The following is a 23,049-nucleotide window of genomic DNA, read 5'->3' as shown; positions in this document are numbered from 1 at the left end:
TAATTTCATATATACTTTTCTAAAAAGCTTTCATGTATAATGGGGGAGAAAAAAAGGTATATCGAGGTGTGGTTATGACAAGTGCAGCAATGTTAGAAGAATCAATGTATCAATGGTTTGAACATTTTCATAATTATCCAGAAGTAAGTTGGAAGGAGTATGAAACAACTAAGAAAATTGCATCTATTTTAGATGACTTAAACGTATCTTACCGTTTATTAGGTGATGTGCCAGGGTTAATTGCTGAAATTGGTACAGGCGATGAGATTGTAGCAGTTCGTGCAGATATTGATGCGTTATGGCAAGAAGTAGATGGTAAATGGCAAGCGAATCACTCCTGTGGTCATGATGCTAATATTACAATGGTACTAGGAGCGCTATTATTGCTTAAGGATCGACCGCTGCAACATCGCGTCAGATTTATATTCCAACCTGCTGAAGAAGTGGGAAATGGTGCTTGTGCAGCATTTGACCGTGGAGCAGTTGACGATGTTTCGCATTTATTTGGTGTTCACTTGAGACCGATTGAAGAGTTGCCTTTAGGAAAGGTTTCACCTGCTATCCACCATGGTGCTGCCTATTTTCTAGATGGAACAATTCATGGTATTGATGCCCATGGTGCAAGACCGCATCAAGGTAAAAATGCGATTGATGTCATTATGGCAATACAATTAATGTTAAATAGCATTCATTTATCTCCATTCGAGCCACACTCTGCCAAACTAACTAAAATTATTGCGGATGGTGGTAGCACGAATATTATTCCAGGTAGTGCTAGCTTTTCAATGGATATTCGGGCGCAACATAATCATCAGTTAGAATTACTTCGAAGCCGCATTGAATCGGGACTAAAATCAATCCAACAGCAGTTTGAAATTGAAATGAATTGGAAATGGGTCGATTTCACACCTGGTGCAGAGGTTTCACCAATTGCTGCTGAAATGGCTAAAAATGCTATTTTAGAAACACTCGGAGAGCAATTTTTGGCGGATGAAATTACAACACCAGGAAGCGATGATTTTCATTTTTATACAGTCAAAAAACCCGAACTAAAAGCGACAATGATTGGCATTGGTGCTAATTTAGTTCCTGGGCTGCATCATCCAAAAATGACTTTTGAACGAAGTGCATTAATAGACGCATCGAAAGTTCTTGCGTGTGTATTAGAAAAAAAGCCCATCCATGAATAGGTAATTTGAAGAGGTTCTATCCAAGCTCTACACGTTGGATAGAGCCTCTTTTTCCTTGCTTTTCGGGAAGAAATGCATAAAAATACGCGTTTTTGAATGGTTTGTAATTGCTATTTGGAAGCGTTTTTTTGCCCTTTAATATTCAGAATTGCTATAGAAGCATAAAATTTTTGCGTTGACTTTATATTTTTTGAATATTAAGCTAAAAATCGTAAAAATATATTTGCACTGATGAAATGCAAATTTATAATTGGGTGCAAAAAAAGGGGATGGGACAATGAAAAAGGATATTAGTGCAAGTTGGGCGCTCCTGACTTTTGCAATAATGATAACGACAATGCTAGTGACAGTAGTTATGTTAGAGCAAAGTCCACACGTGCCACTTATTGTAGGAACAATTGTGGCAGCAATTGTTGCCAAAAAACACGGCTTTAAGTGGATGGAAATAGAGGAAATGATGTATAAAGGTATTCGTCTAGCACTTCCAGCCATTGTCATTATTATTTTAGTAGGTTTGACAATTGGAGCATGGATTGGTGGTGGAGTCGTTGCTACCATGATTTTTTACGGCTTAAAGTTAATTTCGCCAGCTTGGTTTTTAGTAACGATCTTGCTATTATGTTCAATCGTTTCGCTAGCAATCGGTAGCTCATGGTCAACAATGGCAACAATCGGTGTTGCTGGTATGGGTATCGGTTTAAGTATGGGGATTCCTGCACCGATGATTGCAGGAGCAGTAATTTCAGGTTCATATTTTGGTGATAAAATGTCACCTTTATCGGATACAACAAATCTAGCAGCGGGCTTAACAAATACAGATTTGTTCGACCATATAAAACATATGCTATATACGACAATACCTGCATTAATCATTACACTTGTCGCATTTGGGTTTATGGGCAGAAGTTTTGCTGACGTAGCCATGAATTCTGAAAAAATACTGACTACGCTTGATGTTATGGAAAAAAGCTTTGTGATTTCTCCGTGGTTATTACTTGTCCCAGTTGGCGTTATTGTCATGGTGGCAAAAAAGGTTCCTGCGATACCAGCATTAATTATTGGGATTATTTCAGGATTCTTATTACAAATTTTTGTGCAAGGTGGATCGCCAACGATGGCTGTTCAAGCATTACAAGAAGGATTTGCTATTTCGACAGGAAATGAAATGGTGGACGAGCTCTTTAATCGTGGTGGCTTAGATTCAATGATGTATACGGTTTCAATGACGATTGTAGCCATGACATTCGGTGGGGTGTTAGAATATTCAGGCATGTTAAAAGCACTGATGGATGTCGTTGTGAAATTTGCTAAATCTACAGGCAGCCTTATTGCTTCAACAATTGCCGCATGTATTACAACAAATGCAACATGTTCAGAGCAGTATATTTCGATTGTTGTACCTTCTCGTATGTTTGCAGGCGTTTATCAAAACCGCGGCTTGCATTCGAAAAATTTATCGCGTGCGCTTGAAGATGGGGGAACGTTAACATCCGTATTCTTCCCTTGGAATACTTGTGGTGTATTTATATTAGCAACGTTAGGTGTTAGTGCAATGGAATATGCACCTTATGCAATACTAAACTTTGTTGTGCCGATTATTTCAATTATTTATGGTTATGTCGGATTTGCTATTGTTAAGATGACACCAGAAGAAATTGAAGAGGCAAACCAACGTAAAAAAGATGCGCAAGAAAATGAAATGAATAATATGGTCGTAGCAGACTAAATTAAAACGAGTTTTGCTCAAATAGAGGGAATACTCTGAAGAATAGTGCTTATTAAAGCCAAAGAGGGCAAGCCCCATCACGTAGCTAACTGTTGGCAAGAAGAGACTTTGTAATCATGATGTATACCATGAGATGAGGTGCTCGTTTGCCAAGGAAAGTGTTGTGATGGGGCTTGTTAGTTCTATGAATAGGTTGCAAAATTTAATTCGTAAATTGTACGTGGTCGCCCCTGCTGATGGGTCATTTCTTCGCCAACAATGTTCGCATAGCCGTGGTCAACTAATTTTTTGATAATACGTTCAGTAGTCCGACGAGTAACTTGTAAGTATTCTGAAAGATTTTGCGCTGTAAATTGTGAAGATTGTCGTTCTCTACTAAATTGAATAATTTTCGATATATTTAACGGGCTTAAGCTTGTCTGTTTAGCCATTTGTAAAATATACGGATCTTTTGTTTTTAAAGAGAGTTTACCTGCTGATTTTGGAAATGGACCTAAAAGATTTTTTTGTTCATCTAAAATATAAATTTCAAATGGTTTGGAAAATTTTAATGCATATGTAGCATTTTCAGCAGCTTCATATATTGAGTGTCCATAGCCAAAGGCGAGCCTAAAGGGCGTGTTTATTTGTTGCATTAGGTGCGATAAATTTTCCATGTCGAGTGCATTTTGTAAATGTCCAGCTGTTGTATAAAGCTCATAATAATGAGGGGTAATTTCCTTATAGGTTGCACGTATAGCTGCTGTAATTTGCTGTACAATGTCTGCACATTGGTTATTTTCAGGAACAGCTAAAAATCCAACGACTGCTTTTGCCGATTCGGATTTAGTAAGCAGTGATTTTGATTTCGTTTCTTCAAGACATTGGATAATGGAACTTTTTGCATCTAACATGCGCATTGCAGGAATGTTTTGTAGCTGTAATTCATCAAATACACTATGAATGCTTGTAATAACAAAATCAATTTGTTTGGCTTCCCAAAGAGCGACATGTTTTTTCAAAATATGTTTTGATGTTTCTGTAATGCAAATGGGGTGAACATATGGTTTTGTTCCGGTATATTCTATCTCTGTTAGAACATTATCGACAAAGATAGGGTGCATGACATCGATAGATACCCTTTGTAAAGAAATTGCTTTATTTGCAATAAGTGATAATAAAGTCGTCGCAATGGTTACCTCATCTTGCTTTAAATAATTCCAAGGAATCGGCAATGATTCGAGGGATGATTGTGCATGTAAATAGGGTAATGTTCCCCCGAGTAAAAGAGCATCACATGGTTTAATTTGTTTTAATAATGACGGTGCTTCGGAAGGCTGATTGTAAAGATAAAATTCTAATTGAATATTCTCTATATTTTGTGCGATACTAAGTATACGTTTCATAAAAGCTTTAGAACAAATAATTGCTATTTTTGTAGGCATTGGCATCGTTCCTTTTCTATATTTTTTAAGCGATTAACGACGTATTAACGACAATTATAAATTACAGGAGTATGATATAAAATGAAAATCCAACAAGTAGAAATTTTTGCAATCCAATTACCACTTATCGATCCTTTTATTATTAGCTATGCTACTTATGATACAATGCCTTCTATCATTTTGAAAATAACAACAGATACAGGCATTGTTGGTTATGGTGAAGCGGTACCTGATGAGCATGTAACAGGTGAATCATGGGAAAGTACGTATGCAGTGTTAAAACACAAACTTGTCCCAGCAATTATTGGAGAAAATCCAATGGCTTTTGAAAAAATCCACGATAAAATGAACCACATCGTAAAGGATGTACCTGCTGCTAAAGCGGCAATTGATATTGCATGTTTTGATATTGCCGGTAAAGCGCTTCAAGTACCAGTATATCAGTTACTTGGCGGTCGCTATCATGAGAAATTCCCGATTACCCACGTGTTAAGTATTGGCACTCCGGAGGAAATGGCAAATGAAGCAGCTAGACGCGTAGAAATGGGCTATCAATCATTTAAAATGAAGGTAGGAACGGAAGTTAGACGTGACGTTGCTCGTATCAAAGCAGTACGTGAGCGTGTAGGCGAGGATATTGCCATTCGTGTAGATGTCAACCAAGGATGGGGCAATGCTTCTACAACTTTACAAGGTTTACGTTTACTAAAAGATTTAAATATTGATTGGTTAGAACAGCCTGTTGATAGTGAAGATATTGACGGCATGGTAGAAATTAAATCTAAATCTGATGTCACGTTAATGATTGATGAAGGACTTCGAGGCGTACGTGAGATGCGTGAAATTATTTTGAAGCGTGCAGCAGATAAAGTAAATATTAAACTAATGAAATGCGGTGGAATTTATCCTGCTATGAAATTAGCTGTCATGGCGGAAATGGCAGGTATCGAATGTCAAATTGGTTCAATGGTTGAGTCATCTGTAGGTTCAGCGGCTGGTTTCCATGTAGCATTCTCGAAAAAAATTATGACTAGTGTAGAATTAACAGGCCCACTTAAATTCTCGAAGGATATTGGTAATTTACACTATGATGTACCGTTCATTTGTCTAACAGAAAAACCAGGCTTAGGTGTCGATGTAGATGAAACAGTACTTAAGGAACTATGTGAATTTTCAACAATAGTCACAGCTTAAGGAGGCGTTAACATGGATAGAATTTATGAAGGAATGCTAGGAGAAACGCCTTTTTATGTTACGAAATTACAACTTCAGCATTTACCTGCGATTGAGAAGTTACAGCAAGAAGTTTACGAGACTTTGCCAGACCAAAGCATTTTACAGCCTTTAACGACGGAAGAATTCGAATACATTTTACAGGGAAATGGTTTGATGATTGGGGCATATGTAGAGCATGAGTTAATCGGCTTTCGAGCATTATTAAATCCACCTATTGATAACGATCACCTTGGCTATGATTGCGGAATTCCAGAGGATCAGTTCCAACGTGTTTTATATCAAGAGATATCCAATGTTTCCCCACATTATCGCGGCTACGGATTACAAAAAACATTAGCAACGGTTGTGATGAACGCTATTGATTTGGATTGCTACGATTATGTTTGCTCTACGGTTAAACCGTATAATATACCGAGCCTAAAAGATAAATTTTCACAAGGGCTTGTCATAAAGGGCTTGAAGATTAAGTATGTTGATAAATTGCGATATATTTTCTATAAAGATTTACAACAGGGTCAACCAGTTTATACTGAAAAACAAGCTGTTTTGATGGGGGATACTGCCATGCAGCAGCAACTGTTAAAAGCGGGATATACGGGGACTGCCATGTATGAAGAACAAAATGACTGGTTCGTACTATATGAAAAATAGGATTTAAAATGAAGGAGTGCCTTCCTTTCACACTGTGTGAGAGGAAAGGCTTTTTTTATTTCTTTAGTGGGCAAAATCCACAAGCAAGTAAGCCAGGGATATCTTTTGAAAAACAGCAAGATTTACGGACAGGAACGTTAACTAAATTTGTAGGGCTTTGACCACCAGTATAGTCAGCCCACCAAGATTTTTGTGAAAAACGGGCCCACGTTTTAGGGTTCTCTAAAGCCTCAATGTCTTCCATTGCCTGGTCTGCTAAGCCAGGGTTAGACAACAGTTGATGATAATGCCAAAGTAGATAACCAAAGAAATTTTCCCAAATTGTTAAAGGGGAGATGGATGTTACTTTACGCAGTTGCTGTACGATGACATGCCCATCATATAAAATTTTTTCAATCACAGTTTGTCTTTCATCTTCATCCACGTAACGCCAATCATTGGGGTTCACAAACATGGCAACTGTAAAGCTATTGAATTCCTTGGCCGCATCAAAACGAATGTCAATTGGCTTTCCATCCCATACTTCATCATAGGCAGCGAGCATATATAGCTGCATTGCAAAAAACATACCGTAGCGACGTGCAAAATGGGAAATAGCTGCGGTTTCCGTTGCCGCATCCGTAATACCCATCATAAGGTTTAAAAAATCGGGATGGTAAAAGTCTTTATGTATATCAGCTAATGTAAATAATGTTCGTTTTGGTTCTGTTGTATAAATACTGTAGGAATTCAGTTGTCTTACTTGATCCATCGTTAAAGCTGGCACTGTCATCACCTTTTCTTTTCAATCATTAACATCCATTATAAATTAATCATTTTTACTTCACAAATCGAATGCAATATAGTAAAATACATTAAACATATCTGAAAGGTAGGTTTTTAAATGTCATTGCCACATGCAATTCCAAGACCACTTGTACGACTCAATCAATGGACCATTTTGTTAAGTGTCATAGCGACATGGGTAACAGGGCTTGCTTGCATATTAGTCATTCCTTTAGTCGCTAATTTACTTGGTGTTTTATGTAATTTTAATCCCATTATCCGATTGGGAAAACTGTTTTTGAAAAAAGCACCAGCTTCCTATATACCTGAAGACGCCCAACAACAAAAATTTAACTCTAGTATTGCTAGCATATGTTTAGCTGGAGGATTCGTTGGATTTTTCTTTAACTGGCATGTAGTAGGGTATGTATTGACAACAATGGTAGCCATCGCTTCATCTGTTGCTATTGCTGGTTTTTGTATCGGTTGCTTTTTGCATTTTCAACTAAAACAGTGGCAATACAGAAGGTCACTTAAGAAGGCATTGTAATTATTTGAAAAATTTTTAAGTTAATTTAAAGATAATAGTTGACAATTTAATTGATAATGATTATCATTATCAATGTAAAGATTATTCCTCCTCTGCAAAACGAGTGTAGAGAGGATGAACTTTAGCTACTTTTCTCCAGAAGTTTGCTAGTTCATAAAGCGCTCCTAAAACCCCCCTCATTTTTTGGGAACGTAAAATCTCTAGACGGCTTATTCCTATGATGAATGAGCCGTCCTTTTTATTTTTTAGCAGCACCCTCATATGTTATGAAGATTGTTCAGATGGGGAGGTGTGTTTGGTCACATTCTTTTTTCCAAGTACCATTGTATAGTAGCTATGCAACAACATACCGACAATAATAATACCAAGTCCAGCAAGGGCAATTGGATCAGGAAAGGCAATGTTAAGTAGTAGCACCTCACCAATAATGACAAATAGTATTTCAGTTGATTGGGTTGCTTCCACAGCGGCTAGTTTGCCTTGATGTTCGCGCACACGGTCTGTTGCGATAAAAAATAGAATGGTTGCAATGACACCAGAGCTAATCCCGACTAGTAATGATTGTAGAACTTGGTTTAGTGAAGGTAGACCAACCGTTAAAACAGCATATAGCGCCATGATAATCCATGTAGGCATGGAAGCGATGGTCATACCAAGCACACGCTGAAATGTATCAATACGTCCTCCGCATATTTCCATCATTTTTCGATTACCGAGTGGATAAGCAAAAGCAGCTATCACTACAGGTAAAATCCCTAGCAGTAGATTTTTAGTTGGGGCAGACTGTGCCTGTGGTACTTGAATAAGCAATATTCCAACTAGAATCACACATGAAATAAGTAAGGAAATTAACGGGATTTTCTGACGTACTGTTTTTCCAGCGATTACTGATACAAAAAGTGGAGCTAAAAGGACACCAGCAACGATTGTAAATTGCCATGTACCCGAAACGAGCCAACCTGGGCCGAATGCTGCAGCAAATGTAAGTGGTGCATAAAATAGTACAAATCCAACGAAGCTCCATAAAAGCCAAGCCCTTGGTTTGTTTTTCATTTCATTGGTAAGTGGTGAAAAGCCTTTACGATAAAAGACAATAGCTAGTAAAAACGGCAACATGAAAAAATAACGAAGTGATGCACTCCAGAGCCAGCTACCACCTTGCATTTCCATCGCGTGATTTAAAATAAATGTCACCGCAAAAAAAAGTGAGGCTAAGATGCCTAGTGCAATTTCTTTCATAATTCATCACCCTTAACTTTTATGTAGTTTGAAAATTCAGTCATTAATTTCGGCAGAAAAAGTAATATCTGAAGTTTAAGTAAAAATCCGCGTTGCCTCCTAAGAAAGTAAATGCACGACATTGCGTAAGCTGTGCTTATCGTGCCTTGCTCTTTGGGAGCCAAGCGGATTTTAGTATCTGAAAGACTTTTTATAAAGACTTTCTTTTTTTATATTTCTTATTGCTTGAATTAAGGTTAAAACTTATTTGCCCTGTTGTTCAAATAGTTGCACGATTTCAAGAATAACTTGTGTCGCTTTTTCCATTGTTTCACCAGAGACATATTCGAATTTACCGTGCATGTTTTCTCCACCTGCAAAAATATTTGGTGTAGGTAAACCCATGTAGGAAAGTTGAGAACCATCAGTACCACCGCGAATCGGTAATGTATTCGGAGTAATATCTAATTTTTCCATTGCTTGACGGGCGATGTCAACAATTTCTTTTACAGGCTCGATTTTTTCACCCATATTATAGTATTGATCCTCGATAGAAATTGTCAGTGCATCTTTGCCAAATTGTGCTTGTATTTTGGCAGCAGCATCTCGCATTAATTGCTTTTTCTCTTCGAATTTTTGACGATCATGGTCACGTACAATATAAGAAAGCTCTGTATGTTCAATAGCTCCTTTGAAGTCCATTAAATGGATGAAGCCTTCATAACCTTCTGTTTTTTCAGGAACTGCATCTGTAGGCATTTCATTTTGGAAGGCAATTGCCATCGTGATAGAGTTGACCATTTTATTTTTGGCTGAACCTGGGTGTACACTCGTTCCCTTTGTTGTTACTTTAACGCCAGCAGCATTAAAGCTTTCAAATTGTAGCTCACCAAGCGGTCCGCCATCCATTGTGTAGGCATAGTCAGCGCCGAATGCAGCAACATCAAATTTATGTGGGCCGCGGCCAATTTCTTCATCAGGTGTGAAAGCTACACGAATTTTACCATGCTTAATAGCAGGGTTATTTATTAAGTATTCCATAGCAGTCATTATTTCAGCGATGCCAGCTTTATCGTCCGCACCTAGTAATGTTGTACCATCTGTTGTAATTAGCGTTTGGCCTACATAATTTTTTAGTTCAGGAAATTCAGTTGGAGACATGATTAAATTTTCGTTTAATTGAATGTCACCGCCATCGTAGTGATCGATGCGTTGAGGATTCACATTTGTACCAGTGAAGTCTGTAGCTGTATCCACATGCGCTAAAAAGCCAATTGTGGGAACTACTTTATCTGTATTTGCTTCAAGTGTTGCAAATAAATAGCCATTGTCATCTAGTGTAATGTCTGTTAAGCCGATTGCAGCCAATTCATCCTTCAATACATGCAATAAATTAAATTGCTTTTGAGTGGAAGGAGTAGTTTCACTTGTGAAGTCGGATTGTGTATCGATTTTTGCGTAGCGAATTAATCGCTCGATTACTTGTTCTTTCATAGGTATATGCAGCCTCCTTTGTAGGTGTCTGGCACTCAAACAATTCTGAATTGTTTGAGTGCCAGGCACTTTCATTGTACCACTTTACTTCGGATTTCGGAATATTGAAGGATGCTCAATGCAATAAGTATTTGCGCACTATAATAGGTCATCATAATAACCTCATGCGCAAAAGGTAATGGCATGATAAACTTATTAATTGCTAAATAGGAATCGGATGCGATAAATAATAAAGCGCCAATAATAGCAAAGGGAGAACCTGTACGAATAGCCGTCCAGCCCATCGTTAAAATGATAGAAATATAAGCAAGAACTGCAAAAGTAAGTACGGTTTCTCCAGATTTAAACACGGTACTGGCAATCCAGATAGCCATTGCGGCACCATATAGCAGTAATCCGATTTTTGCCCAAGTTGGTACTGGCTGTTCACTAGTACCTGAAAAGGCGAAGATATAAAAAACATGACCGATTAAGAAACTTGTAAGACCAATAAGAAACCATTGTAATGTGTAGTCTCCTATCATACAAAAAACTAGACCTATAATAATGAATAGTTGATATTTTTTAATCGATTGTACTTTTTGGGTTATCGCCATAAATATTATCAAAATCATCGGAATGACTTTGAATATTAGTTTTACACTTTGGTCAATATGCGAGAAGAAAAAAATATAATAAAGACCAAGCACAATGATACACGTTAACAACCATTTTTTCGCCAAATTTTTCAGCCCCTTTTCTTTGAAATTCTCTATCCATGCTTAAAATCCTTTATTCGTCATTAAGCTGTATTATTCAGAAATGTTTCACCAAAGAGTAGAAGGGAAGAAGTGTCCGTATAATTTATGTTTGAAACTTTTTTAGTATGTAACCGTAAATAAGAAGACAGTAAGTGAGGAGAGGGTGAACGAAATGACTAAGCTATTGATAGCTTCTGCAGTCATTGCAATTATTGCGAGTGTATTATTAACACCGCTAATAACGAAAAAGCGTGAAGATGGACAATCGAAAAAAGTAATTGGCTACTTTTTTATCGGAGTCTTTGTTATAGGATTTATTGCATCAGGTATTACGCTATATGTTACAAAAATTGATGTTAACTGGCTTGTCTTTTGGCCAGTGATTATACTACTCACTTTGAGTGGTGCATTTCTTGCAAGTGGTATTGAAAGAAAAGTGAAAGGTGTTTTATTTTTAGCAAGCTTATTCGTCGGCGTATATGTATTGTCCGCACCGCTATGGAATGCTAACGATAAATTCAAATCTGCGGAAATGAAAGAAGAGGTTGAAATCAAGCCGTTTGATGAAACACAAACGCCAGCCAGTGTTCCACCAAAATTCGTCCGCAATAAAATGAAAAAAGCTTTCGGCCAAGTACCGAATACAAGCTATTACGAACTAGGACGCTTACAAATACAAAAGGTAAATGGTGAATATGTTTATATTGCGCCTGTTGAATTTTCAGGTTTCTTTAAATGGATGAACGGCAAAACGACACCTGGTTATTTTACAATGAGTGCGACAGACTCAGCGGATAACCCAAAATTTATCGCACAGGAAATGAAATATGTTCCTTCTGCCTATTTAAATGCTAATTTGGAGCGTCACATGCGCTTGCAACATCCTTTCCTTATTTTTTATGGGGATGTTCAGCTTGAAATCGATGATGACGGTAAACCGTACTATATCCGTTCCTACGGTGAGTTTATATCTGCTCGAAATGGCTTTAATGTACAAGGGATTGTCCTTGTAGATGCATTAACAGGTAAATCTGAAATTGTGAAATTAGCAGATGTCCCAGCATTTATTGATGGAGCTGTTTCACCTGAGACAGTAAGTTTACAAAATAGCTATTACGGAAAATATGTGCATGGTTACTGGAATAGTATGTTTGGCAAAAAAGATGTCAAATTACCTTCTGATGAAGGGACTGAATCGAATGTAAGTCCGATCTTTAATGAGGAAGGCGAAATGTACTATTTCACAGACTTCACGAGTCCAAAAGAGGGCGTGGATTCAATGCTGGGCTACTCATTAACGAATGCACGAACTGGTGAAGCGACATATTATACAGGAAATCAAGATGCTTCATATATGGATTCACAAGGAAATCTACAAATTATTGAAAAGAAATTTATTGAGAAGAAGTGGGCAGGAGAAATGCCTGTATTGTATAACTTTTACGGAGAAGCAAGTTGGCTAACAGCGGTGCTCGATGCGAATGGCTTCTTACAAAATTATTTTATCGTTTCCGCAGCAAATCCTGAAATCTCAGCCTATGCAACAACACCAAAAGAGGCGTTGAAATTATATAAAACAGCGCTTAGTCGCGGAGGAAGTACGGTTGAAGGTAGTTCAAATGCGGAAGAGAAAAATGCAAGTGGAACAGTACTGCGCGTTTATAAGGAACGCCTAGGTGACTTTACCATTGTATCGTTTTTACTGAATAATGGTGAAAACTATTCAGTAAGTGCAGAGACGGAGCCTCTTGCGATTTATTTACAAGAAGGTGACGAAGTAGTTATTACGTATGGTGAAACAGGAGAGCAGTTTTTACCAGTACGCTCGCTAATTATTAAAGGGTTACAATAAACAAAAGACGATCAGCACAATGAATTTTGTTGGCTTGATCGTCTTTTTTATGTAGTTTGCGTTTCAATGTAACGGTGCATTTTTTCTTTATGATTTGTAAAAAGTGTAGAGGCATGATCATTTAATGCCAGTATTTCTTGAATATAACCATGTAACAAATTCGTTTCATATTCGAAAGAGAACGATGTTTCACTGTCTATTATATGCTCCAATAAAAGTGCATGTAGCACTACCACTTCTAGGTTCTGGGTATTCGTGACAAATTTTAAATTTAAAATGGTTGTATAGGAAACGAATTGATCGACATAGGCAATGGCTTCTTTGTATTGCTTGACATCAATATGTTGTTCAAGCCTCTTTCTTAAAAGTACACAGTCATTATTTAAGTCTTGTATTTTTAAAAATAAACTTCTTACACTTCTCTTATGTTGTTGTTCTAGGGTACGAGCAAGATGCTTATTAACATAAGACATTTTTGCATAACTCCTTTCGAGATAGGGTCCTTCTATTAATATTAAAGGAAAGGTAGGAAAAGGAAAGAGTCTTTTCGTTTAATTTGTACCTGATTTTAACATATCATGCAAGACAAAAATACTACATAAGCTATAAATAATGGTTCGAAATATAAAAAAAGTGGAGTTATTATCATACGATAGTAACTCCACATAGTAAAAAGTTATTTCCAATTAAAACCTTTCTGTGCTAAGAAGCGATTGATGAAAGGACGACGTTGTTCAATTAAAAAATCAGCCATTTGCTTTGTCCAGTTATCAATTTTACGATTGGAGGAGCGGCTATTGTAATAAGCTTCCATTGTTTCATTGTAAGCTGGTAAAAGTTCCTCGTATTTTTCACAATTGTACTCATTTTCATGTAGGACAGCAGCTACTGGTAAGCGAGGTTTGACTTCATTGCGTCGTGCAGGAACGCCAATTGTTAAACCAAACAATGGGAAAACATAATCTGGTAGATTCAATAATTCACTAATTTCTTCAGGCTTATTACGTACACCCCCAATATAGCAAATGCCATAGCCCATTGATTCAGCAGCAATAACAAAGTTTTGTGCGAATAACGAAACATCTGCTACACCAACGAGGACATTTTCAGCCGAATCTGCCACAATATCAACGCCTTCTAATTTCCCAGCCATTTGCAGACGTTTAAAGTCTACACAAAAGACAAAAGCACCACCCGAAGTTTCGTATTGACGTGGATTGCCAGAGAGCAAACCGAGCTGTTCTTTTTTCGCTTCGTCTGTTACCCAAATTACGCTATAGGCTTGTACAAAGTGAGAGGTTGCCGCCATCTGTGCTGTGGCAATTAAATCTTCAATAATTTCTTTAGATATAGGATTTCCATCGTAAATACGAACTGAAGAGTGGTTACGTAATAATTCTTTCACCATTTAAAAATTCTCCTTTTCCCCTTAAATATACCAAGAGCATATCACGCTTTTTCGCTAAAATCGAATAAACTTCAATAAAAAAACTTAAAACAATTTATAAAAAACTATTTTTGAATAATTTGATATAGGACAAAAATACCTCGTAAAGTAAAATATATTGTTAGATATAGCTTAAATGTTCTCTTTGGTGTAAAATTATGTATGGCGACAGATTATTTATCTACTGTATTTTGACATTTGTGGGTGTACTGATGTATAGGACGAATAATCTAGTTGAAGCAATTAAATGTGGGATGGAGGAATAAGGAATGGATGAAAAGTTAGCAAAAAAGCTTCGTAATGAACAGTTACGAAACAAAGTTGTAACAGCAGAAGAAGCAGCATCTTGGATTAAGGACGGCATGGTACTTGGTATGAGCGGATTTACACGTGCAGGCGATGTGAAAGTGGTACCGCTTGCACTTGTGGAGAAAGCGAAAACAGAAAGCTTCAAAGTAGATGTATATACAGGTGCATCACTTGGACCAGAAGTCGACCAATACTTAGCCGAAGCGGGTGTAATTCGCAAACGTGGTCCTTTCCAAGGAGACCCAGGTATTCGAAACATGATCAATAGTGGAGAAGTCACTTATGTTGATGCCCATTTATCACATAATGCGGAACTAGTACGTCAAGGTATTATTGGTCCGATTGACTTTGCTATTATTGAAGCTGCTGCAATTACAGAAGATGGCTTATTAATTCCTACAACTTCAGTTGGTAACTCTCCGATTTTCGTACAAGAAGCAGATCAAGTAATCATCGAGCTAAACGTAGCCCAGCTTGATGCATTAGAAGGCGTGCATGATATTTTTGTACCAGGACCACAAGGTAAACGTGATCCAATTCCAATGCTAAATGCGTCAGATCGTCTTGGCACAATTGGCATTCCACTAGACTTAAACAAAGTAAAAGGTATTGTTATTTCAGATATTTTAGATGCGCCATCAACGATTGTTCCTGCTGATGAAGAAACAGATATTATGGCAAATCATTTGCTGAACTTCCTGCGTGAAGAGATTAAAGTAGGTCGTTTAACGACAAGTTTACGCCCGTTACAATCAGGTGTAGGTTCAGTAGCAAATGCCGTATTATTAGGTTTCAAAGATTCCGAGTTTGAGAATTTAGAAGTTTATTCAGAAGTACTGCAAGATGCTGTTTTTGAATTAATGGATGCTGGAAAAGTAAGCTTTGCATCTGCTACTTCTATTACCCTATCGGAAGAGGTAGGAAACCGTGTTTATGGAAATTTTGAAAAATATGCAGATAAATTAGTATTGCGTCCACAGGAAATTTCTAATCATCCGGAAATTATCCGTCGACTCGGTTTAATTTCTGTAAATACAGCGCTTGAACTAGATATTTATGGGAATGTAAATTCAACTCATGTTTCTGGCACACGAATGATGAATGGGATTGGTGGTTCTGGTGATTTTGCTCGTAATGCACGGTTAGGTATTTTTGTGACGAAATCGTATGCAAAAGGCGGTAAAATTTCTAGTATCGTACCAATGGTTTCGCATGTAGACCATACAGAACATGATGTAGATATTATTGTCACAGAACAAGGTGTTGCAGACTTGCGTGGTTTAGCACCGAAAGAGCGTGTAGGTCGTATTATTGAAAACTGTGCGCATCCAGACTATAAGGAACAATTATGGGCGTACTTTAACGAAGCGAACGAGGCAACAGGCGGACACCATACACCACATATTTTAGAAAAAGCGCTTTCTTGGCATGTCAATTTAGCTAAGAACGGTACAATGCAAGATCCATCATTTGCAAAATAATGATATAAAAAAGCCTTGAGAGTTTGTTTATTGTCTCTCAAGGCTTTGATTTGTTTACGTTTATTTTTTAAAGGCAGATGTTACTTTAGGCTCTGTTCCTTGGATAAGCCGTTTAATATTTTCAATATGCAACATAAGCGCGATAGCAAAAAGAACAATTGAAATCATTGTTGGTCCAATCCCGGGTATCCATAAATAAGTTGCTGTACAAAAAACAATATAAAATACAAGCACACCGATGATTAAATAATTTGTTGTTAAAGATAAAATGACAAATAACATAAGTGCAAATAATGCAATTTTCCAATCAATAGCGAGCAATATGCCTATGATTGATGCAGTTCCTTTGCCGCCTTTGAAGCCCATATGGAACGGGAAGTTATGACCTAGTATTACACTAGCAGCTATTGCATAGGTTAATAACCACATTTGTACTTCAGTAAACTGTGAAGCATTGGAGGAAAAGTAGTAAAGTGCGCAGAGCACGGCAGCAACTCCTTTACCTATATCAATAAGTGCTACTAATATGCCGTATTTCCATCCAAGAGAAAGCGTTGCGTTTGAGGCACCCGCATTGCCATGGCCAGTCTTTTTTAAATCTACTCCAGATAGAAACTGTGCCACTTTAGAGCCATGAATACAGCCGATTAGATAACCAATAATAATAAAAATAATCATGGCTTTTACCATAAAAATACTCCTTTCAAACTATATTTTTATATAGTGTATGTGTTCTTATTACGTAAAGGAGCAGACAGAAGTTTCAGAAAAAAATAAATTTTACTGTTGACAGAAAAAAAGTCTATGTTTATACTGTGTAACAACGATGGAAATTGAATCACATACTCTTATCAAGAGCGGCGGAGGGATAGGCCCTATGATGCCCGGCAACCAGTGAGTGACGAACTTGCTAAGGTGCTAATTCCTACAGATTCTTACTTGGATCTGGCAGATAAGGGGAGGAAAACTTGCAACCGCAACCCTCTTCTTAACTGAAGGGGGTTTTTGTTTTCTCACATAAATCCTCCTCATCTCCGGTACCATCGTAAAAACCCATTTAGGAGGAAGAAAACATGTCGAATTTTAAACCAGAAACTTTACTATTACACGGTGGCCAAGAGCCAGACCCAGTGACAGGCTCCCGAACTGTACCGGTGTACCGTTCAACAGCTTTCGTATTTAAAGACACTGCTCATGCGCAACGTCTTTTCGCTTTAGAAGAAGCGGGCAATATTTATACACGTATTACAAACCCAACTGTAGATGTTTTTGAAAAACGCGTCGCTTTATTGGAGGGCGGTACAGCAGCAGTAGCACTTTCATCAGGTGCAGCAGCTATCGCATTTTCAATTTTAAATCTTGCAGGAGCAGGGGATGAAATCGTAGCAGCAAGTTCTTTATACGGAGGAACATATAACTTATTAGCAAATACACTACCAAACTACGGTATTAAAACAATTTTCGTAGATGAAACAAATCCTGAGAATTTCCGATCTGCCATTAATGAAAAGACAAAAGCAGTGTTCGCTGAAATTTACGGAAACCCAAGCTTAAAAGTGCTAGATGTAGAGGCAGTAGCTACAATTGCACATGACAACGGTTTACCTTTAATTATTGATAGCACTTTTGCTTCACCATACGGCTCAACACCAATCGATTTCGGTGCAGATATCGTCGTTCACTCAGCGACAAAATGGATTGGCGGTCACGGTACAACTTTAGGTGGTGTAGTTGTGGATGCGGGGAAATTTGATTGGACTCAAGGTAGATTCCCAGGATTTACAGAACCTGATGCATCTTATCACGGATTACGATACGGTATTGATACTGCAGCGGCTGCATTTGCCACAAAACTGCGCGTGCAATTACTACGTGATTTTGGACCAACATTAAGTGCAGATGCTGCATTTAACTTATTACAAGGTTTAGAAACGCTTCATTTGCGTATTCCTAAACATAATGAAAATGCCTTAGCAGTTGCAGAATATTTACGTAACCACCCATCTGTGGAGTATGTAAACTATAATGGATTAGAAGATTTTGCTACACATGATTTAGCGAAGAAATATTTGAAAAATGGCTTCGGTTCAGTGCTTACATTTGGCATTAAAGGTGGACGAGAAGCAGGCCGTCAATTAATAGACAGCGTAAAATTATTTTCACACGTAGCAAATGTAGGCGATGCAAAATCACTAATTATTCACCCGGCGTCTACAACTCATCAACAATTATCTGCTGAGGAATTAATCCAAACTGGCGTTTCCGAGTCGCTCATTCGCTTATCAATCGGTTTAGAGGCAGTTGAGGATATTATTGCAGATTTAGAACAAGCTATTGCACAAGTAACAACTACTGAACAAAAAGTAGAAGCATAACCTATTTAGATAAACAAAGATGTATGTTGTAGCGTTTACGTATTTTCTCATTCGAAAAGCCTCATTTGGTAATGCGTATAACGTTGCTACATTCATCCTTACCTCATTCGGTGAGTTTCCAGAATTTTTTTATAAATAATACCTAGTAATTTTATAAGTATTGTTGACTTGATTAAAACCATGCTGTATACTAGGGATTAAGTAAAACGTTCGAAAGGCTACCAACCTTGAACAAAGTGATGATGTTACTAAACTTTCACCGCCATTCATTAGGCGAAAACAACTAATTTGTTTTCATAAGTGCTCCCCCACTTTTGAATATATACATGAAAGGGGGTAGCTACATAGCCAGTAGCTACTCTCGCTTTCCATAACTGATCGAAAAAGGAGTGTTATCAATGGGAAATATTTATCGTGCACAAAATGTAACTGCTTATCTTATATATGAATTAAATGAAAGCCATCATTTTGTAAATAATATGGCCATTCAATACTTACTTTCGACAGTTGAATCAAAATGGCAACAAACCTTTGGACATAGTGCTTTTGAAGAAATCGTATATGCTAAAGAAGAAGGCTATACAGTAAAAGAAGTTTTTGAAGAGTATAAAGTTCATGGTACAGACCATATTGCACTACCTGCGACAGAGTATTACTTACAATACGGGTCATTTCAACTAATTGAGCGCACATATGCCATACCGAACTTTACACAGGAAGAAATCAAACTAGTACAATCAGCTTTAGCACAATATCGTTATCGATTATTTTTACTAGCAAGTTAACTTTCCCTTATATTTTTTAGCTCATTCTCTACTGCTATAGGGAATGGGCTTTTTGTTGTGCTAAGTTTTTTGTTGAATTTGTTTCGACTTTTCAAGACAGCCATTCTATAGGTAGTATCTTCATACATATATAATAGAAGAAAGGCATTTTTTTTTATAAAAGAATCGTCAATATTTGTTCAAAAATTATAGATTTATTAAAAAAACGTATAATAAAGGCAATGAAACCGATTTCTTTTGCACGCCTAGAAAAAACAAATGTCCATCCTAGAAAGATTTTTCTTGTGCAATGGATTTATTTGCGTTACAATTTTCTTTAGGTTAAATTTTGAATTATTTGAATATGTGCTTGTAGGCACAAACTTTATATAGAGAGAAAACTGGAGAAATGTACGTTGGAGGGAATCAAGTATGGCAACTATAAAGGCAGCGATCTTAGGATTTGGAACTGTAGGTCAAGGGATTTATCATATTTTAAATGAAAAGCGTGAAGAGCTAAAACATAAATTAGGCATTGAGTTAGAAGTAGCAAAAATATTAGTAACGGATGCTAGTCGTGAACGTGTTCCAGGCACAGCTCACTTAATGACAACGAGTATGGATGAAGTGTTGGCAGAGCCTGGCATGCAAGTTGTATTCGAAGCGATTGTCAATGAAGAGCCGGCATTTGGCTATTTAAAGCGTGCGGTTGAACATAAATGTCATGTGATTACAGCGAACAAAGTGATGTTTGCCAAACGTGGCTTAGAGTTACAGGAGCTTGCAAAGGCAAATGGTGTTTTCGTTGGCTTTGAAGCAACTACAGCAGGTGGTGTGCCTGTTATCAAAACGATGAAAAATATTTTGCTTGTAAACGATGTGAGTCGAATTCAAGGTATTTTGAATGGTACTTCAAACTATATTTTAACAAAAATGCGTGCGCAAGGCTGGTCATTCGAGAAAGCCTTAAAAGAAGCACAAAACTTAGGGTATGCAGAAGCGGATCCTTATAATGATGTGTCTGGTCAAGATGCTTTTAAAAAGCTAATGATTTTAAGTGCATTAGCATTTGGTGAGCAACCAGATTGGGCTGATGTTGAAGTAATTGGTATTGACTGTATCTCTGCTGAACAGGTGAAAGATGCTTGTGAAAAAGGCTTGCGTTATCGCCATGTAGCCGAAGTGGAGAAATTAGCGAACGGTAAAGTGGTGGCAAAAGTCGGGCCACAACTAGTAGATAAAGAGCATCCACTTTATCCGGTAGATGATGTTAATAATGCGGTTGCGCTTGAAACAAACTATATTGGTACATTAACATTGGTAGGACCAGGTGCAGGGATGTATCCAACAGCAAGTGTGATGGTGGAAGACTACGCTGAAATTATCGGAAAACGCGCTGGGTTCGTTGTAAGTATTTAAGTATGTGGTGCCAGTCACTCAAACAATTTTGAATTGTTTGAGTGACTGGCACTTTTAGTCTTCATCTTTAACGTCAATATCTTCAGGAATGGGTGTGTTACGCCAAATTTCTATTTCTTCTTTTATCCGTTCTAGTTGTTCAAAATAGGTGCTAAATTGTGCACTGTTAATTAGTAATTGATGACCATCATATATGGAACGGATGCGTCCTTCATAAACAAGTCGTAGTACTTGTTCCTCTGGCATGCCAAGATCAATGGCTGTTTCTTCAATGGTTTTATACATAAGCGGTCGCTCCTTTTGATGTACCTATTATACCTTCTCTCGAATGGAAAGCATAATGATGGATTAATGTAAGGAAAGGAAATTGGGAATTGTTTGATTTTGGATAAATCTGTATAGTTAGTAGTAATCGTGTTATAGGCAGGAGGGATAAGCAATGGTCTATCCATATTTTTTTGTTCTTCTAGCAGCTATTTTATGGGGAATGACAGGGACAGCACAAACTTTTTTAGATAAAGGTGTATCTCCCATCGCTGTAGCGACGATTCGTTCAGCAATTGGAGGAGGTTTATTATTAGTCGTAGTCGTGTTATTACGTAAAATCTCTTTTCGGACATGGTCCTGGAAATGGACAATATTAGCGGCCGCAAGTATTGCCTTATTCCAAGGTCTTTTTTTTACTTCCATCCGTTTAACAGGTGTAGCGATTGGAACCGTTGTGACAATTGGGAGTGCACCCATGTTTTCAGGCGTACTAGAGTGGTTATTTTGGAAAATACGCCCCTCTAAAGTATGGGGTATTGCCACAATCATGACGATTACAGGTTGTATTTTATTATTCATCAATAGTGGAGATCGTGCTATTCATTTAGGTGGGGTTGGGCTAGCCGTTTGTGCAGGATTATCTTTTGCCGTGTACACAAATATGAGTAAACAATTAATGGCGCAGCAGGAAGCATTGCCTGCAGTGGCGATGACATTTTCGATTTGTGCAGTATTGTTATTACCGTTTTCCATCAGTAGTGGCTTTAGCTGGCTTGCAGAGATGCAAAATTTATGGACAATGATTTTTATGGGCGTTATGTGTACAAGCATAGCGTATTTATTATTTTTAAGTGGGCTCCAGAAAATTAGCTCGTCCTCTGCTGTAACGTTGTCACTTGCGGAGCCATTGACTGCGGCCATGCTCGGGGTATTGCTAGTTGGAGAACATCTAAGTTCAACATCTTGGGTAGGTGTAGCCATGTTGCTTGGAGGAATTGTGGTTCTAACATTTACCGGAAGAAAAAATAAATAAGTATGAACAATAGGTAAAAGCTTAAGAAATTCTTCATTTTTATCCTAGTTGGTTTTTAAGATTTAAATTGTACACTATTAATTGAGAGCGAGGTGTATATCATGACGAAGTTAACAGTTCTTGTAACAGATGATGATCAAGATATTCGTGATGGTATTGAAATTTACTTAAAAAATGAAGGCTATCATGTTATTAAGGCAGCAGATGGTGTGGAAGCGATTGAAAAGCTGGAAAACAATGAAGTCCATTTGATTATTTTAGATATTATGATGCCTAATATGGATGGCATCACTGCGACGTTTAAAATACGAGCAGAACGCAATATTCCAATAATTATGCTTAGTGCGAAAGCTGAAGATGGAGACAAGATTCATGGGTTATCTGTTGGGGCAGATGACTACGTAACAAAGCCATTTCATCCACTAGAGCTGTTGGCGCGTGTTAAATCACAATTGCGTCGTTATGTACAACTTGGGACGTATAATGACGGAGTTGCGAAGGTGGAAATTGATGGTTTAGTGCTAGATGAAGATGCCAAGGAAGTAGTGTTAGAAGGCGAACCAGTTCGCTTAACACCCATTGAATACAAAATTACAGAATTATTAATGAAAAATGCAGGGCGTGTGTTTTCGATTCGAGAAATTTATGAACGTGTCTGGAATGAGGAAGCTTATAATGCAGAAAATATTGTAGCAGTCCACATTCGAAAAATACGGGAAAAAATTGAAGCGGATCCGAAAAATCCACGTTACTTAAAGGTGGTGTGGGGCGTTGGCTATAAAATGGAAAAATAAAATAGAAAAGTATGCCACGATAGCAGGGTTTGTGGCAGGTGTAATCGGTCTAATTTATTTCGGTATTTATGCCTATCAAATGGTCAATGCTCGCTCCTCCGAAATGCTACAGTTTTTTGAAAAAATTTTTTAGAGGAGCGTTAAAAACATGATGAAAAATTGGAAACCTCTTCTTACACTTATTTGTTTAACGTGGTTTATATTCGGTGTGTTTACATTTTCAAAAATTGGTTATCAGTATGTAGGAAAATCTTATTTTCAATCTGAAAACTTTCAACATGAACTGGACAATTTCCTAGCAGAAATAGGACCGC

At 37.5% G+C, this 23,049-nt stretch carries 22 protein-coding genes and 1 riboswitch; of the genes, 13 read left to right on the top strand and 9 right to left on the bottom strand.

Annotated elements, in window-relative coordinates; genetic code table 11:
* Positions 1–74: 74 nt before the first annotated feature.
* A complete protein-coding gene (locus C9J37_RS23780; RefSeq protein ID WP_025218494.1) occupies positions 75–1,190 on the top strand; it encodes an amidohydrolase in 1,116 nt (371 codons plus the stop codon).
* A 277-nt stretch (positions 1,191–1,467) separates the two neighbouring features.
* Positions 1,468–2,916, top strand: a complete 1,449-nt coding sequence (nhaC, locus tag C9J37_RS23775; RefSeq protein ID WP_024362726.1) for a Na+/H+ antiporter NhaC — start codon at positions 1,468–1,470, stop codon at positions 2,914–2,916.
* A 182-nt stretch (positions 2,917–3,098) separates the two neighbouring features.
* On the opposite strand, the gene C9J37_RS23770 is transcribed toward nhaC, so the two are convergent.
* A complete protein-coding gene (locus C9J37_RS23770) occupies positions 3,099–4,340 on the bottom strand; it encodes an HTH domain-containing protein (RefSeq protein WP_107897394.1) in 1,242 nt (413 codons plus the stop codon).
* A gap of 81 nt (positions 4,341–4,421) precedes the next feature.
* Here C9J37_RS23770 and C9J37_RS23765 point away from each other — a divergent pair, with 81 nt between their 5' ends.
* Together C9J37_RS23765 and C9J37_RS23760 are read left to right on the top strand one after the other, a co-directional pair.
* Positions 4,422–5,534, top strand: coding sequence for a mandelate racemase/muconate lactonizing enzyme family protein (locus tag C9J37_RS23765; RefSeq protein WP_107897393.1), 1,113 nt, complete (start codon positions 4,422–4,424; stop codon positions 5,532–5,534).
* 12 nt (positions 5,535–5,546) lie between these two features.
* Complete coding sequence (locus tag C9J37_RS23760) at positions 5,547–6,227, top strand: N-acetyltransferase (protein ID WP_107897392.1); 681 nt, start codon at positions 5,547–5,549, stop codon at positions 6,225–6,227.
* 55 nt (positions 6,228–6,282) lie between these two features.
* Here the strand turns inward: C9J37_RS23760 and C9J37_RS23755 are convergent, their stop codons facing one another.
* Positions 6,283–6,993, bottom strand: coding sequence for a Fe-S oxidoreductase (locus C9J37_RS23755; RefSeq protein ID WP_107897391.1), 711 nt, complete (start codon positions 6,991–6,993; stop codon positions 6,283–6,285).
* A 117-nt stretch (positions 6,994–7,110) separates the two neighbouring features.
* Between C9J37_RS23755 and C9J37_RS23750 the strand changes: the two genes are divergently transcribed.
* Positions 7,111–7,542 carry a DUF4395 domain-containing protein gene (locus C9J37_RS23750; protein WP_107897390.1) on the top strand — a complete coding sequence of 144 codons (432 nt, stop codon included), beginning with the start codon at positions 7,111–7,113 and terminating at the stop codon, positions 7,540–7,542.
* A gap of 264 nt (positions 7,543–7,806) precedes the next feature.
* Here C9J37_RS23750 and C9J37_RS23745 read toward each other — a convergent pair whose 3' ends face one another.
* The 3 genes from C9J37_RS23745 to C9J37_RS23735 form a co-directional block, all read right to left on the bottom strand.
* Positions 7,807–8,781: a DMT family transporter gene (locus C9J37_RS23745; RefSeq protein ID WP_107897389.1), complete on the bottom strand. Its 975-nt coding sequence runs from the start codon at positions 8,779–8,781 to the stop codon at positions 7,807–7,809.
* Positions 8,782–9,024: 243 nt separating this feature from the next.
* Positions 9,025–10,254, bottom strand: coding sequence for a peptidase T (gene pepT / locus C9J37_RS23740; protein WP_107897388.1), 1,230 nt, complete (start codon positions 10,252–10,254; stop codon positions 9,025–9,027).
* Positions 10,255–10,325: 71 nt separating this feature from the next.
* Complete coding sequence (locus tag C9J37_RS23735; RefSeq protein ID WP_025218500.1) at positions 10,326–10,976, bottom strand: lysoplasmalogenase; 651 nt, start codon at positions 10,974–10,976, stop codon at positions 10,326–10,328.
* Between the two features lie 190 nt (positions 10,977–11,166).
* Between C9J37_RS23735 and C9J37_RS23730 the strand changes: the two genes are divergently transcribed.
* Positions 11,167–12,846, top strand: coding sequence for a hypothetical protein (locus C9J37_RS23730; RefSeq protein ID WP_107897387.1), 1,680 nt, complete (start codon positions 11,167–11,169; stop codon positions 12,844–12,846).
* Between the two features lie 47 nt (positions 12,847–12,893).
* Here the strand turns inward: C9J37_RS23730 and C9J37_RS23725 are convergent, their stop codons facing one another.
* Together C9J37_RS23725 and chrR are read right to left on the bottom strand one after the other, a co-directional pair.
* A complete protein-coding gene (locus C9J37_RS23725; protein ID WP_107897386.1) occupies positions 12,894–13,319 on the bottom strand; it encodes a hypothetical protein in 426 nt (141 codons plus the stop codon).
* Between the two features lie 203 nt (positions 13,320–13,522).
* On the bottom strand, positions 13,523–14,254 hold the full coding sequence (gene chrR / locus C9J37_RS23720; RefSeq protein ID WP_107897385.1) for a class II chromate reductase ChrR: 732 nt from the start codon (positions 14,252–14,254) through the stop codon (positions 13,523–13,525).
* 308 nt (positions 14,255–14,562) lie between these two features.
* On the opposite strand from chrR, the gene C9J37_RS23715 reads away from it, so the two are divergent.
* Positions 14,563–16,083, top strand: a complete 1,521-nt coding sequence (locus tag C9J37_RS23715; RefSeq protein ID WP_107897384.1) for a succinyl-CoA:acetate CoA-transferase ScpC — start codon at positions 14,563–14,565, stop codon at positions 16,081–16,083.
* Between the two features lie 60 nt (positions 16,084–16,143).
* On the opposite strand, the gene C9J37_RS23710 is transcribed toward C9J37_RS23715, so the two are convergent.
* On the bottom strand, positions 16,144–16,773 hold the full coding sequence (locus C9J37_RS23710) for a glycerol-3-phosphate acyltransferase (protein WP_107897383.1): 630 nt from the start codon (positions 16,771–16,773) through the stop codon (positions 16,144–16,146).
* 155 nt (positions 16,774–16,928) lie between these two features.
* A riboswitch (SAM riboswitch) is annotated at positions 16,929–17,042 on the top strand.
* 114 nt (positions 17,043–17,156) lie between these two features.
* Between C9J37_RS23710 and C9J37_RS23705 the strand changes: the two genes are divergently transcribed.
* From C9J37_RS23705 to C9J37_RS23695, 3 genes are all read left to right on the top strand, one after another.
* Positions 17,157–18,458 (top strand): O-acetylhomoserine aminocarboxypropyltransferase/cysteine synthase family protein, encoded by a 1,302-nt coding sequence (locus C9J37_RS23705; RefSeq protein WP_024362740.1) that lies wholly within the window; start codon positions 17,157–17,159, stop codon positions 18,456–18,458.
* A 398-nt stretch (positions 18,459–18,856) separates the two neighbouring features.
* Positions 18,857–19,243, top strand: a complete 387-nt coding sequence (locus C9J37_RS23700) for a hypothetical protein (protein ID WP_107897382.1) — start codon at positions 18,857–18,859, stop codon at positions 19,241–19,243.
* Positions 19,244–19,654: 411 nt separating this feature from the next.
* Positions 19,655–20,641 carry a homoserine dehydrogenase family protein gene (locus tag C9J37_RS23695; RefSeq protein ID WP_024362742.1) on the top strand — a complete coding sequence of 329 codons (987 nt, stop codon included), beginning with the start codon at positions 19,655–19,657 and terminating at the stop codon, positions 20,639–20,641.
* Between the two features lie 54 nt (positions 20,642–20,695).
* On the opposite strand, the gene C9J37_RS23690 is transcribed toward C9J37_RS23695, so the two are convergent.
* The gene (locus C9J37_RS23690) at positions 20,696–20,926 is read right to left on the bottom strand and encodes a MerR family transcriptional regulator (protein ID WP_024362743.1); all 231 of its coding nucleotides are present in this window, start codon (positions 20,924–20,926) and stop codon (positions 20,696–20,698) included.
* 154 nt (positions 20,927–21,080) lie between these two features.
* On the opposite strand from C9J37_RS23690, the gene C9J37_RS23685 reads away from it, so the two are divergent.
* The 3 genes from C9J37_RS23685 (at position 21,081) to C9J37_RS28545 (ending at position 22,868) form a co-directional block, all read left to right on the top strand.
* A complete protein-coding gene (locus C9J37_RS23685) occupies positions 21,081–21,941 on the top strand; it encodes a DMT family transporter (RefSeq protein WP_107897381.1) in 861 nt (286 codons plus the stop codon).
* A 101-nt stretch (positions 21,942–22,042) separates the two neighbouring features.
* On the top strand, positions 22,043–22,735 hold the full coding sequence (locus tag C9J37_RS23680) for a response regulator transcription factor (protein WP_107897380.1): 693 nt from the start codon (positions 22,043–22,045) through the stop codon (positions 22,733–22,735).
* Positions 22,713–22,868: a hypothetical protein gene (locus C9J37_RS28545; protein WP_162832719.1), complete on the top strand. Its 156-nt coding sequence runs from the start codon at positions 22,713–22,715 to the stop codon at positions 22,866–22,868. The genes C9J37_RS23680 and C9J37_RS28545 overlap by 23 nt, the downstream gene beginning before the upstream one ends.
* Positions 22,869–23,049: the final 181 nt, after the last annotated feature.

Source organism: Lysinibacillus mangiferihumi, assembly GCF_003049665.1.
GTDB lineage: Bacteria > Bacillota > Bacilli > Bacillales_A > Planococcaceae > Lysinibacillus > Lysinibacillus mangiferihumi.
The sequence above is the reverse complement of the archived record's forward strand: the minus strand, read 5'-3'. Positions and strand labels throughout refer to the sequence as shown.